The sequence below is a fragment of the Streptomyces sp. NPDC029041 genome (assembly GCF_040637515.1).
Lineage (GTDB): Bacteria > Actinomycetota > Actinomycetes > Streptomycetales > Streptomycetaceae > Streptomyces.
The window spans coordinates 1-13,031 of the sequence record NZ_JBEZWO010000022.1 but is presented as its reverse complement, the minus strand read 5'-3'; the positions used below and the strand labels follow the sequence as shown (position 1 = coordinate 13,031).

General features: G+C 66.7%; 10 protein-coding genes and 1 pseudogene. 10 read left to right on the top strand and 1 reads right to left on the bottom strand.

Annotation, left to right across the window (positions count from 1 at the left end; genetic code table 11):
- Positions 1 to 16 precede the first annotated feature (16 nt).
- From AB0F04_RS35650 to AB0F04_RS35615, 8 genes and pseudogenes are all read left to right on the top strand, one after another.
- Positions 17 to 1,183 (top strand): hypothetical protein, encoded by a 1,167-nt coding sequence (locus AB0F04_RS35650; RefSeq protein WP_362049858.1) that lies wholly within the window; start codon positions 17 to 19, stop codon positions 1,181 to 1,183.
- Positions 1,184 to 1,209: 26 nt separating this feature from the next.
- Positions 1,210 to 2,178, top strand: coding sequence for an alpha/beta hydrolase (locus AB0F04_RS35645; RefSeq protein WP_362049855.1), 969 nt, complete (start codon positions 1,210 to 1,212; stop codon positions 2,176 to 2,178).
- A gap of 538 nt (positions 2,179 to 2,716) precedes the next feature.
- Entirely contained in the window at positions 2,717 to 3,847 is a 1,131-nt protein-coding gene (locus tag AB0F04_RS35640) for an ABC transporter substrate-binding protein (RefSeq protein WP_362049853.1), read from the top strand.
- Positions 3,848 to 3,982: 135 nt separating this feature from the next.
- Positions 3,983 to 6,025 (top strand): ABC transporter permease, encoded by a 2,043-nt coding sequence (locus AB0F04_RS35635; protein ID WP_362049850.1) that lies wholly within the window; start codon positions 3,983 to 3,985, stop codon positions 6,023 to 6,025.
- Positions 6,022 to 6,903 (top strand): ABC transporter ATP-binding protein, encoded by an 882-nt coding sequence (locus AB0F04_RS35630; protein ID WP_362049847.1) that lies wholly within the window; start codon positions 6,022 to 6,024, stop codon positions 6,901 to 6,903. Before AB0F04_RS35635 ends, AB0F04_RS35630 begins: the two co-directional genes overlap by 4 nt.
- Positions 6,903 to 7,649, top strand: a complete 747-nt coding sequence (locus tag AB0F04_RS35625) for an ABC transporter ATP-binding protein (protein WP_362049844.1) — start codon at positions 6,903 to 6,905, stop codon at positions 7,647 to 7,649. Before AB0F04_RS35630 ends, AB0F04_RS35625 begins: the two co-directional genes overlap by 1 nt.
- Before the next feature lie 160 nt (positions 7,650 to 7,809).
- On the top strand, positions 7,810 to 8,736 hold the full coding sequence (locus AB0F04_RS35620; protein WP_362049841.1) for a fumarylacetoacetate hydrolase family protein: 927 nt from the start codon (positions 7,810 to 7,812) through the stop codon (positions 8,734 to 8,736).
- Between the two features lie 124 nt (positions 8,737 to 8,860).
- A pseudogene (locus tag AB0F04_RS35615) lies at positions 8,861 to 9,275 on the top strand (IS5 family transposase); the annotation flags it as partial.
- 772 nt (positions 9,276 to 10,047) lie between these two features.
- Here AB0F04_RS35615 and AB0F04_RS35610 read toward each other — a convergent pair.
- Positions 10,048 to 11,097, bottom strand: a complete 1,050-nt coding sequence (locus AB0F04_RS35610) for an alcohol dehydrogenase catalytic domain-containing protein (RefSeq protein WP_362049838.1) — start codon at positions 11,095 to 11,097, stop codon at positions 10,048 to 10,050.
- A gap of 276 nt (positions 11,098 to 11,373) precedes the next feature.
- Between AB0F04_RS35610 and AB0F04_RS35605 the strand changes: the two genes are divergently transcribed.
- Both AB0F04_RS35605 and AB0F04_RS35600 read left to right on the top strand, forming a co-directional pair.
- The gene (locus AB0F04_RS35605) at positions 11,374 to 11,778 is read left to right on the top strand and encodes a nuclear transport factor 2 family protein (RefSeq protein ID WP_362049835.1); all 405 of its coding nucleotides are present in this window, start codon (positions 11,374 to 11,376) and stop codon (positions 11,776 to 11,778) included.
- 66 nt (positions 11,779 to 11,844) lie between these two features.
- Positions 11,845 to 12,642 carry a GntR family transcriptional regulator gene (locus AB0F04_RS35600; protein WP_362049832.1) on the top strand — a complete coding sequence of 266 codons (798 nt, stop codon included), beginning with the start codon at positions 11,845 to 11,847 and terminating at the stop codon, positions 12,640 to 12,642.
- The last annotated feature ends 389 nt before the right edge of the window (positions 12,643 to 13,031 follow it).

The window sequence follows — 13,031 nt, the reverse complement described above, 5'->3', positions numbered from 1 at the left end:
CGACAGTGAGATCGGGATGAGGAAGTTGAAGACGCAGCAGAGCCGTGAAGTGTCGCTCGGCGAGCTCCTCGAGCGGGTGAGCCAGGTGCGCCTGGTCCTCGAAGGTTGTGTCCAGGACGGAGAGCTGGAGCGGACGCTGCCGGCGGAGGCGGTGGCGGCTCTCGCGAAGTCCGAGCTGTTTTCCCTGAAGGTCCCCCGGGAGCTCGGCGGCTTCGAAGCGCTCCCCTCGGTGGAGTTCCATGTGCTCGCGGCGCTGGCCGAGATCAGCTCGTCGGCAGCGTGGTGCACCATGGTCGGCAATACCGGTGCCGCGTTGCTGGGCGCATACCTGAGCGATGAGGGATGCGCCGAGGTTTTCGGCGGTTCGACCGTGCCGAAGGCCGCCGGCGTCGCCGCCCCGACCGGAACGGCGACTCCGGTCGACGGCGGCCACCGCATCAGCGGCCGCTGGCGGTTCGCCAGCGGAATCCGACACTCCGACTGGCTCCAGGTCAACGCGGTCGCCGCCACCCCGGAACGCGAAGTCGTCAGCTTCGCGGTTCCCACCGCCGACGTGACCATCGAGGACACCTGGCACGTGGTCGGGCTGCGTGGTACCGGCAGCTGTGACTTCAGGCTGGAGGACTACTTCGTCCCGCACCGCCGCACCTTCGTGCGCCGCCCGGACGACCCCACGAGCCGCAAGCGAGGTGGTGCGCTCTTCGCGATGCCGCGGCTGTCGGGCGTGACATACGAGCATGCCGGAATCGCCTACGGACTGGGCCGTCGCGCGCTGGCCCTGTTGCAGAAGGCGACCCATCCGGAGACGGGCCACCCGAACCTGTCGAGCCGCGACGACGTACTCGGCGAGATCGGCCGGCTCGGCGCTCGCCTGGCCGCGGCAGGGACATGGGTGGCGACCCTGCACGACGGCATCCTCGGCGACCTCGAATCCGGCGCCCAGCTGGACCCGGCGGTGGTCGCGACGACGGCGCAGACCAGCGCCTGCCTCGTCACCGAAGTCGCCGCCGACATCTGCGCAGCACTGTTCCGGTACTCCGGTGCGCAGGCACTGTACGTGCCCAACGAGGCCGAACGGCTCTTCCGCGACATCAACGCCGCCTCCCAGCACGTGGCTGTCGGAAACTACGTGTATCTCGCGCAGGCACGGATTCCCTTTTCGCGCGTCGAACGCACCCCCTGACGGAATTTCGATCGAAGGGGCTTCACATGCGCGGAATTCCCGCACCGGGGGAGCCGCTGCCGAACAGCCAGGCGACACGTTATTTCGAATGGACTCGTCAGTACCGTGGTGACGGCATCGAGCCCGAACAGGATGATCCTCGAACCGCGCGGCTCCTGATGCGAGCGGAGGCAAAGGAACTCGCCGGTCCTCCGGAACCGGTCCACGCGGTCGAGGAGATCGACATCGATCACTTCACGGCGCGGTTGTATCACGCGGACGACACGTCGCGTGATGTCCTGGTGTGGATGCACGGCGGAGGCTGGATGGCCGGCGACGCCGACGTCTACGACACGGCTATGCGTGCACTCGTCAACCGTGCGGGTTGTTCGGTGCTGTCCGTGAACTACCGTCTCGCACCCGAGCATCCCTACCCGGCGGGCCTGGATGACTGCTGGACGGCTCTGAACTGGGCGACAGCAAGGTTCGACAACGTGGCGGTCGGAGGCGACAGCGCCGGCGGCAACCTGGCGGCGGCCACGGCTCTCAGGGCACGCGATCATGATGTCGCCCTGGCACTGCACATTCTGATCTACCCAGTGCTCGACTATCGTCCCGAGTCGCCGAGCTACGCCGCCTTCGCGAAACGCTATCGACGCTTCGCCGGCGTTGTTGACTTCGGTCGAACGACCGCGGAACTGATCCAGCACATCTGGGAGTCCTACGTACCGGAAGTGGGACACCGGTACCAGCCGTACGCTTCTCCGTTACGGGCCCGGTCGCTAAGAGGAGTGGCTCCGGCGCTCGTCGTTCTCGCGGAGCACGACATACTGCGTCAGGAGGGCTTCGACTATGTTGCCCGTCTGGAAAGCGACGGCGTGCAGGTGGCGGTCAGCCATTACGCCGGCCAAGTCCACGGATTCTTCCACCTTCCCGGATCCTTTCCCGACGCCCTGGACGTCATCGTGTGCACCGCGGAAGCACTGCGCGCCGCGTTCAGTGCTCCCACAGAATGATCCCTGTCGGCGTCATCCTTTCCGCGGTATCGGGTCCGGTCTGGATAACCAAAGGTTCCGCACGCACTATTGACCCCCCAACCCAAAGTCCATAGAGTTTCGCCATCGGTTGCGATCCGCGATCCTGGCGGACACGTGATGGCGATCGTGCCGAGAGGCCGACTGCGATGTGAAGCCGTTCCCTCTCGGGATGGCGGTTTCGCGGTCGATCCGACCACCTGCCTGGCGATCGGGCCAGAGGTGCATTCTGATTGGTATGCCCTCGCCAGGTTTTCTGATCCCTGACATTCACGAGTGGTATCCGGCAAGCGCGAACATGATCTTGAGTGCCGGGATCTCGGGGCCCGCCGGGCCGGTTCGTCCAAGGCTTCCTTAGCAAGCGCTACCCGTTGGAGAGACAATGATGTCTATCAACCTTGTTGCCATACAACGTAGACCCCGGTTTCGAGCCGTCGCCGGTGTTACGGCGGTAGGCACGCTGTTCACCCTCGCGGCCTGCGCGCCGAACGGGTCGAGCGCGGCCGGCGGTGACCCGGGGGTGGCGGAGAAGACCATCACGGTGGGATACATCGGCGACAACTCGGGTCCGCTCGCTGCCCTGAACGGAGACGGTGTCAAAGCCGCCCAGGCACGCGTCGACCTCCAGAACGCCAAGGGTGGCATCAACGGGCGAAAGATCGTGCTCAAGGTCCAGGACACCCAGTCCTCACCGACCAACGTCCTGACCGGCGTCAAGACCCTGGTCACCCGCGACCGTGTCTTCAGCGTCATCCAGGGCAGCTGCGTGTTCTCCAGCGCGGCCCCTTACCTGGCCCAGCAGAAGGTCCCCGTGGTCACCGGGTTCCCGTGTGACGGTTATGAGTGGGCCGAGCGCTCGACGACCAACATGATCGCCGCCAACGGAGCCGAGAAGGTCGACGCGCCGGCCGCCTACCACGCCAAGGTGCTGAAGGAAGCGGGCGTCACCAAGCTCGCGACGGTTGCCGCCGCGGGTCAGGGGCCCGGTATCGCGACCGAGAAGGCCATTGCGAAAGCCGCCAAGGCTCTGGGCATCAAGGTGGTGTACGTCAATGAATCGCAGACGGTGCCCGCTACCGCGCTCAGTTCGGTCGCCGTCTCCATCCAACGCTCCGGCGCCGATGGTGTGTCCGCGACCCTCGCCGACTATCCCAAGCTCTTCGCTGCGCTCAAGGCTCAGGGCGTGAAGACCGTCAACTTCAGCCCCGCGGGTTACAACCCGGCGTTTCTCTCCGACGCCAACAACCGAGCGGCGCTGGAGGGTCAGGTCACCACCTTCCCCTGGGCTCCGGTGCTCCTCAACACCCCGGCGACCAAGACCTTCGCCGCAGCGATCAAGAAGTACGCGCCCTCGATCGGCACGCCTGGTCTGGCGGCCTACACCGGGTGGGTCGGAGCCGATGCGACGATCACGGGCCTGCTCGCCGCCGGCAAGGACCTGACGCGCGCCAACATGCTGGACAAGCTGCACGCGACCAAGGACTACACCGCGGGTGGCCTGAACGCCGGGCCGGTCGACCTGGCCGTCGACAAGCAGGGAACCTACGAGCTGGTGTCGACCGGAAACTGCGGATACGCGCTCAAGGTCGAGAAGGGGCAGTACCGGATGCTGTCCGACAAGCCCGTGTGCGTGTCATCGTCCGGCGACTAGCGCGCCCGGCATCGGATCCACGCAGTGGGCACAGCAGTGGGTCGTGGATCCGATGTCCTCTCACCTGACTTGAAGACTCGGCGGAAACGATCAACGGATGACGTGTGAACAATGATTGAGTACATCATTGCCGGCTTGGTGACCGGCGGAATCTACGCGATTGCCGCGTCGACCAGCGTGATCACTTACAGGTCGTCGGGGATCCTGAACTTCGCGTACGGTGCCGAGGCGTACTTCATCGCCCGGCTCTACTACTACCTCCACGTCGTGCACGGCTGGGGCATCGTCCCGTCGGCGGTGCTCTGTCTGGCGGTCGTCAGCCCGCTGCTGGGACTGTTCCTGTGGGCGGTCGTGTTCCGGATCCTCCAGCGGTGCCAGACCATCGTCAAGATCGCCTGCACGATCGGACTGTCGGTGGCGCTCACCGCGCTGGCGGCCGTGCTGTTCGGTGACGAACCCGTCGGACTGGCGCCGGGCCTGGCACCGACTCCCGTCGCGGTCTACAAGGTGTTCGGCGCGGCCGTCACGCTCAACCAGGCGATCGTGCTCGGCGCCGTGCTGGTCATCACGGTCGGTGGTTGGGCCCTGCTCCGCTTCACCGACTCGGGCCTGGTGCTGCGGGCGATCGTCAGTTCCGAGGCCCTCACGAGCGCGTCCGGAACGAACCCGAGGATGACGTCGATCGGGGTGTGGGTGGTCACCACCGTCCTCGCGGGTGTCAGCGGAGTGCTGGTTGCGCCCGTCATCGGCCCGGCGGCATCCGGGTTCACCCTGCTGATGGCCGCGGCGTTCGCGGCGGTCGTCGCCGCTCGACTCCAGTCCATCGGCATCGCCGCCGCGGTCGGCATCCTGCTGGGTGTGATCGCCAGTGTCGTGCAGGCGTATCTCCCCTCCGACGGTCTGTGGGCGACGGCGACGGCCGACAGCATTCCGTTCGCGGTCGCGCTGGTCGCACTGATCTACCACATGAGCCGGGGGCAGGCCCGGGAGTCGGGCACGATGGGCGGGCCGTTCGACCGGGCCATCGCCGTCCAGGAACTGCCCGCCAACGCACAGATGCCGGTAGCAGGGGACGGCGAGCCCCAGAACGCACGCGGATCGGAGGCGTCATCCACTACGTCCACCCGGAGCGCGGCCCTGCGCAAGCCTCTGGCCTTCGTACCGTTGGACACCCGCGGGCTGTGGGCCGTCGTCGCGCTCGTCGTCGTCTGTTCCCTCGTGCTCGATCCGTACTGGATCGGCCTGATCGCAGCCGGCCTCGCCCTGTCCACCGCACTCCTCTCCTACACCGTGGTCACCGGCGAGGGCGGAATCCTCTCGCTCTCACAGATCACGCTGGCCGGTGTCGGCGCCGTGACCACCGCTCAACTGGCCACCAACTACCACTGGCCGATCCTCCTGGCAGTCCTGTGCGGCGGGATCATCGCTGTCCCCATCGGCATCGTCCTGGCCCTGGTGACGGCACGCCTCGGTGACCTGTACATCGTGTTGGTCACCTTGATGTTCGGTGTCCTCGTCGACAACCTCGTCTTCACCCAGAACGTGTTCTCCAACTACCAGGCGGGCGTGGTCGCGCCGAGGCCGGGCTTCCTGCTCGACGACAGGGCGTTTCTCTATCTCGCGCTCCTGGTGTTCGTGGGACTCGCACTGCTGGTGCGCAACCTCCGCCGCTCCACGGCCGGACTGGCGCTCGGAGCCGTCCGCTCGAGCGAGGTGGGCTCACTCTCGCTCGGCATCAGCGTCGTCACCATGAAGGCCTTGGCGATGGGGTCCGGAGCCTTCGTCGCCGGCATCTCCGGCGGGATGATCGCCCTGGGCGAGGGCGTGGCGAATCCCGTGCAGTTCGTCACGACCATCGGACTGACCTGGGTGGCTGTGATCGTCAGCCTGGGGCTGAGGTCACTCGTCGCCGCCGCGGTGGGCGGTGTCACATTCGCGATCATGCCCGCGGTCTTCGCGATCTACTTCCCGCCGTCCGTGGTGCAGATCCCGACGGTGCTCTTCGGAGTCGCGGCCGTCCTCGTGGCGCGCAACCCCGAGGGCGTCATAGTGCAGAACGCCAGGCAGCTCCGAGACCTCGGGCGACGGATCGCATCGAAGGTTGAGCGTCACGAGCCTGTGGTGAGTGGCGTCGTCGATCCGGACGTACGCATTCCGGCCAAGGAGGCGAGCAGGTGACCGTGACCGATCGAGAGAAGTCCGCCGCATCCGACGGCGACAGCGTTACGGCGATCCCTCACAGTACGCCGGACAATGGGTCGGGTCGTCAGGATCTGATCAGTGCGCAGAACGTCACCGTACGATTCGGTGGCCTGGTCGCCCTGTCCGACATCAGCATCTCCGTGCCGCGGGGAAGCATCGTCGGGCTGGTAGGACCCAACGGCGCCGGCAAATCCACCTTGTTCAACGTGATTTCCGGGCTCGTGCGGCCCGATGCCGGTCAGATCCTCCTGGAGGGCGCCGACATCACCGACTCGTCGGTCCAGACGCGCGCCCGCCTGGGTATCGGCCGCACGTTCCAGCGTCCGGAGATGTTCGTGTCGCTGACGGTCCGGGAGAACATCACCCTGGCCTACCGGATGCGCCATGCGCGTTCGAGGTTGTGGCGTGACCTCTTGCTGCCCGCTCGTAGCCGAGCAGCCGGCGCTGAGGAGGAGCGGGCGGTCAGCGAGGCCATCACGCTGGTCGGCCTGAAGTCGGTGGAGCACGCACGGGCGGCCGGACTGCCCCTCGGCCACGCGCGACGCGTCGAGATGGCGCGTGCGATCGTCATGGCGCCCAAGGCCATCTTGCTGGATGAACCCAGCTCGGGCCTGGACCCGACGGAGACGGCGCAGTTCTCGCGGATGCTCACGATGTTGTCCGGGGAGCGCGACATCGGGCTGCTGCTCGTCGAGCACAACGTCGGCATGGTCCTGGACCTGTGCCAACGGATCCATGTCCTGGACTTCGGAGTCGGGATCGCCGCCGGACCACCGGAGGAGATTCGCCACAGTGAAGCTGTTCACGCCGCGTACTTCGGGCACGCCGAAGCGGCTGAGGGGGGTGCGTTCTGATGACCGTCTCGCAATCGCCCCTGCTGCGGGTAGCGGGGCTGGGCGTTCGCTACGGTGTGGCGACGGCGCTCGACGACATTTCTATCGAGGTGGAGCAGGGCGGCTTCGTCGCTCTGCTGGGTGCCAACGGTGCGGGGAAGAGCTCGCTGGCGCGAGCGATCTCGGGGGTAGTCCCGGCATCGGCCGGCTCCATTCACTACGCCGGACAGGACATCACCAAGCTCCCTGCCCATGTGCGACGGCGTCGTGGTCTGGCCTATCTGCCCGAGGAACGGGGTGTCTTCTGGGACCTCTCCGTCATCGACAACCTCCGGATGGGGGTTCGCTGGTTGCCGACCAAGGCCGACCGGCAGGAAGCGATCGCTTACTGCTTCGACCTCTTTCCGCGGTTGGCGGAACGGCGCACCCAGCTGGCGGGGTCGATGTCGGGCGGCGAGCAGCAGATGCTCGCTCTCGGTCGCTCGCTGGCCGTGCGTCCGCAGCTCCTCATAGCCGACGAGTTGTCACTGGGCCTCAGCCCGAAGATGGTCGACCTCGTCTTCGACGTCCTGGACAAGAGTCGCAACGACGGCACGACCGTCGTTCTCATCGAGCAGTTCGTGCACCGCGCCCTGGAGCTGGGGGACTCGGCTGTGATCCTTCGCCAGGGTCGTGTGGTGTGGACAGGGACCGCCGAGGACGCGAAGGACGAGGTGCTGGTCCAGTACCTCGAGGACTCCGCCGAGCTTGAAAGCGCCGAGGGGTGAACGGCTGGGTCTGCGGGCGCGTCACCGCGCCGGGATCCGTCACGCGCGTCTCGCCGCCACGTGCTCCTCGGCGACTGTCGGACTCACGGGCATCCGGAGCAGCATGCCCGATCCCCACTCCATGCACCAAGCCCGCAATCATGTTCAACGGAGGCGCCCCATGACCACCCCTCGCTATGTGCTGGCCAGTATCGAGTCGGAAGGCGATCCGGTGTCGGTGATCGTCCACGACGACACCGTGTACGAACTTCCGGGCGGCCCCTCGATGAGGGCCGTGCTGGACGACTGGCAGGGCTGGACGGAGCAGATCGAGAGTGCGATCTCCAGCGGACGTCTGGGACGGGGTGTCCCGGTGGCGGAAGTGCGGTTCGCGGCGCCGCTTCCGGAGCCCCGCAACCTCTACATGGCCGGCGCGAACTACGCCGACCATGCCCGCGAGATGCGTGGGCTCCCTCGTGACGCCCCGATCACGCCTCCGGTCCAGGGACCCTTCTTCTTCCTGAAGCCGACCTCGACCGTCGTGGGCCCGGACAGCGCGGTCGTACTGCCCAACGGTATCGATCGGCTGGACTGGGAGGTCGAGCTCGCCGCGATCATCGGTACGCCGGCGCGCAACATGTCCGAGGAGAGCGCGCTGGACTGTGTGGCGGGCTACACCGTGATCAACGACGTGTCCGCACGCGACCGGTTCAAGCGCGAGCCAGCACCCGAGCCCCCTATGACCTTCGACTGGTTCAGCCAGAAGGGGTGGGCAACGACGTGCCCGATGGGACCGTGGCTGGTGCCGTCGCAGTTCTGCGCGGACCCTGGCGCCCTGAGAATGACCCTTCGCGTCAATGACGTGGTCAAGCAGAACTCCTCCACGGCCGAGATGATCTTCGATCTCAAGGCGCAGATCGCGTTCCTCAGCCGCGTCGTGGAACTTCTCCCGGGTGACGTCATCGCGACCGGGACACCGGCAGGGGTGGGCGCGGGTGACAAGAACTCCCGTTACCTGCAGCCCGGAGACGAGATGGCGGCCGAGGTCGAGGGCATCGGGACCTTGCGCAACCGGATCGAGCGCGAACATGTGAGCGCCGTCGGTTGAGTTCGCCCGTGGACCTGGGGCACGCACTCGTTGGCCTGGGCACCATGCGCGATCTGCTGGTGTCGGTCCAACTGGCTAACGAGCGATCAAGCCGATAGTCACGTGATCAAACCGCTTCTGTTGGATCGTGCCGGACGAACTGTGGTCACCGATCGAGCCGTTGCTCCCCGAGCCGCCGCCGAAGCTGGTCGAGGGACGGCCGCGGGTGCCCGACCGACAGGCCTTGTGCGGGATCATGTTCGTGCTGCACACCGGCATCCAGTGGGAGTACCTGCCCCAAAAGCTCGGCTTCGGGTCAGGAATGACCTGCTGGCGACGCCTCGCGGCCTGGAACGAGGCAGGCGTCTGGGACCAGCTGCACCAGCTCCTGCTGAACAAGGTGCGGTTGAAGAACCGGCTGGACTGTTCGCGGGCGGTGATCGACTCCTCCCACGTCCGGGCCGCCCGCAGGGGCCCAAGAACGGGCCCAGCCGGTCGACCGCGCACGGCCGGGCAGCAAGCACCACATCGTCACCGACGGCCAGGGCATCCCGCTCGCAGTGTCGCTGGCCGGCGGCACGGCTTCCGGCGCCTGTGGATCCGGTGGGAAGGACGCGACGACATTCATGAGGCCTTCCTCGGACTCGCTGTCTGCCTGATCACCCATCGGCACGTCCGGAGGCTTCGTTTCGGCCACTGAAACCGACGTACACCGTTGACACCTGGGTCTCCGATCGCTGCGGAGATCCGGATGCCGCCCCTCCACCACCCCGCCGCTTGACCGTGAGTTCAAGCGGCGCCTGGCCGTCATCCGCCACGTAGAAGAGGTCACCGGGAAAGTGGCAATGTCCTGGCCGTACTTCGGGGGGTAAAAGGCCCGAAGACGTACGTCCGGCGGAAGCGGTACGACAAGCAGCTGCCCGGCCACCGGGTGCAGTTCGGCGTGAAGTTCAACGAGGCACGTGCTCGACCAGGGCATCGCTGACTCAAGCACCGCGGCCCAGGCGTGATGATTCATCGTCGGTTGCACGCCGGCAGTGACGGTCGGCCACGGACACGAGGCCACCGAGCTGGGTGAGTCCTGGAAGAACTGTCGGCCGGACTTCCGAGAAGAGGGCGCCTGTACGTTCCTGTCAAGGGCGTCGCTCGGTTGGCTGGCACTACCCCGTCGTTCGTTGGCAGCGCTGCACAAGGTCGTCATCTGTCGTTCTCAGCCTGCCTCGCCCCTCGACGCGGTCAGGCTCGCGCGACGGGACTGACATCTGATCGATGGCGCCGAAACGGCGGTATCCGAGCCGCGCCGTCTGCACACTGCCGTGGCCTGACGTCGGCTTACTGCTCGACCTCCAGGATCACCCGACCGAAAGTGTCCCTGCTCACTGCCGCGGCGTGAGCCGCCGCGGCCTGGGAGAGCGGGTAGCGGTGGAGCACGGCAGCCGGTTCGATGCGTCGGTCGGAGACCGCCTGCCACACGTCCCGAGTCATCTGCGCGGTCGCGCCCCGATCGCCGAGGATCGAGAGGTGGCGTCGATACAGCAGCCGGATGTCGAGTCCGACCACGCCGCCCCCGTGCGCGCCACAAGTGACGAGTCGGCCGTAGGGTCGGAGCGTGCCCAGGGCGTCGCCGAACAACTCGGGTGAGGAGATGTTCTCGAAGACGATGTCGACGCCGCGGCCGTCGCGGGTATGCGCGACGACCTCGTCGGCCCAACCGGGACGGGAGTAGTCGACGGTCTCGGACACGGGCAACAGCTCCCGGCACAGCTGCAGTTTCCGGGGCGAGCCGGCCGCGGCGATGACGCGGGCGCCCAGTGCCGACGCGATGTGGATGCCGGCGATGCCGAGTCCGCCTCCGGCAGCCATCACCAGGACGGTGTCGCCGGGGCGCAGTCGGCCCGCCTGGGTGAGCAGGTTCCATGCCATCGGGTAGTTCACGGCCATCGCTGCGGCCTGATCGAAACCGATATGGTCCGGGATGCCCACGACACTGGTCTCAGGGACGGCACACAACTGCGCTGCGCCACCGTCGGTGTGCACACCGAGCACCCGGTGATGGTCGCACGCGTTGGTTTGGCCGGCGAGACACATCTCGCACTTGCCGCAGAAAAGCGTGCTGGTGGCGGCGACTCGGTCGCCGACCGAGAAGGCCGTGACCTCGCTGCCGACTGCCGCCACCACGCCGGCCGGGTCGGAGCCCAGCACACGAGGCAGGGTGACCGCGAAGTCGGCACCCCGCTGGCGAACCTCGACGTCGAGCGTCCGGCCGACGCTGACCGCCCGTACGGCGATCAGCACGTCATGCGGTCCGACCTCCGGGTCCGGCCAGTCGCGGTACTCGAGTACCTCCGGCCCGCCGAAGGATCGGATGACCAGCGCCTTCATGACTGCTTCACCGGGTTCACCGTCTGAGCCCCTTTCTGCGGAGCGCCTTGTCGACCCACCCGCCATGGGGTCGACACGTACAGTCTCTCGAGGCATAGAGTCTATAGAGTCCGGTGGGACGCACAAGGCGCAGCACCACAAACAAGCATGCATGGCCAAAAAGTTGATGTCATGCGAGACTGGGTTCTATAGACTTGTTGGGGAGCTTCGATGCTGCGGAAATGCCAAGAGCGCGGCAGAGCAGTCGAGTCGGAGCCCTGCACACTGGGAGAATCCATGGTCTTCACCCCCGATGTCGCCGAGTCCCTCACCCTTCGCCCGGAGGTCCCTGGCTGGCTCGTCGACCACTACGCCTTGGTTGACGCTGCCGATCTTGAGGGCTACGGCAAGCACTTCGCCGACGACGTGACACTGACCTTCGGCGCGCTTCCCTCTGTTCATGGCAAGGCCGCGGTGCTCAAGGCCCTGCGCGCCGGGCACGACAGGTACGCGATGCAGCACACCTTCCGCCACGTCTGGGACGCCCACGGCCACGTGATGATCCAGTTCGAAGCGCGGTTCACCTTCCCGGACGGCCGGGTCGAGGTCATGCCCACCATGGCGGTCATCCGGCACGATGCGCATGTCATCAGCAGTCTGCAGGTGTTCATCGATCGCCTGCCTCTCGCTCCCTCGTCGTGAGCAGCGGCGGGTGCCGACAGGTGCCTCCACCACGGGGCGGCGAAACGACGTGACGGGACGGGTTGAATGAGTGCGGCAGAGGGCGGAGTCGGTGACGCGGCCGAGCGGACCGCGCATCGTGACGTGGCGTCCGGGGGGCCGGCGTCGAAAGGGGCCACCGACAGGGCGGCGACGTCGGACGTCGGGGACCGGCTCCGCATGATGGTGCTCAATGGCGCACTTCCCCCCGGCTCGGTACTGTCGCAGGTGGCGATCGCCCGTCAGCTGGGCGTCAGTACCACGCCCGTCCGGGAGGCCATTCGGTTGTTGGAGGCGGAGGGGCTGCTGATCACCGAGCGGAACCGCCGTGCGCGCGTCCCACCGCTCGATGTCCAGGACCTGGACGCCGTCTACAGCAGCCGGGTGATGCTGGAATCCGTGGCGGTCGCTCTGACGACCCAACGCATGACGAGTACGGACCACGAGGCCTTGGCGGACAACGTGGCCCGGCTCGCCGAGGCCGTCGAGAACGACGACCTGCCGGCCTGGGATGTCGTCCATGCCGAGTTTCATCGCCGGATCGTTGCGCTCACGAGCCCGTCGCAGGTGCAGTTGATCGCGAGCCTCGCGGATCGCGCCGAACGGTACCGGCGCGTCTCCGTGCTGTCCTCGCGACCTCGGGTATGGGCATCCGTGAACGCCGAGCACGACATGATCGCCGAGGCGATCATCGCGAGACAACCGGCGGCCGCAGCCAAGCAGTTGGCCCGGCATCTGGCGCGCACGGCACTGGTGCTGACGGCCGACTTCGCGCCCGAGGCGGACGCGACTGCCACCAGGACCGCTCTTCAGATCGTCGGTTCCTGGCAAGGCGTGCAAGAGTAGCCGTCCGTGCACCGGGCCCTTGCGGCGGCCGTTTGAGGGCGGCGCGGTCGCGAGCGGCCCGGTAAGCCGATGAGTTACTGGTGGCGGCGTGAGCGCGGGCGTCACTGAGGCGCTAATTCGCATGCGACGGCGCCGGTCTCCTTCGAGTGGGGGAGGCTTTTATGGCAGCCACCATCGATCCGATGAACCTGCGCCGACGGAGCGTCAGTGTGTTCACGACGCGCGTGTGGTCCTCTTTCTGGCTGCCACAAGCAGAGGTGTTTTTCTCTACGACGAACCGTTGCCCTGTATCAGGTTGCTTGATACTGTCCGGTCATGCGGTTCTACTTCGAATATCCTCTGAATGCTGATGCCGATGGTGGTGCGTGGCTGGATCCGGCGCACATGAT

Coding starts and splice junctions, on each gene's coding strand:
- AB0F04_RS35650 (WP_362049858.1), top strand. CDS start 17: ATGAGGAAGTTGAAGACGCAGCAGAGCCGTGAAGTGTCGCTCGGCGAG.
- AB0F04_RS35645 (WP_362049855.1), top strand. CDS start 1,210: ATGCGCGGAATTCCCGCACCGGGGGAGCCGCTGCCGAACAGCCAGGCG.
- AB0F04_RS35625 (WP_362049844.1), top strand. CDS start 6,903: ATGACCGTCTCGCAATCGCCCCTGCTGCGGGTAGCGGGGCTGGGCGTT.
- AB0F04_RS35620 (WP_362049841.1), top strand. CDS start 7,810: ATGACCACCCCTCGCTATGTGCTGGCCAGTATCGAGTCGGAAGGCGAT.
- AB0F04_RS35610 (WP_362049838.1), bottom strand. CDS start 11,097: ATGAAGGCGCTGGTCATCCGATCCTTCGGCGGGCCGGAGGTACTCGAG.
- AB0F04_RS35605 (WP_362049835.1), top strand. CDS start 11,374: ATGGTCTTCACCCCCGATGTCGCCGAGTCCCTCACCCTTCGCCCGGAG.
- AB0F04_RS35600 (WP_362049832.1), top strand. CDS start 11,845: ATGAGTGCGGCAGAGGGCGGAGTCGGTGACGCGGCCGAGCGGACCGCG.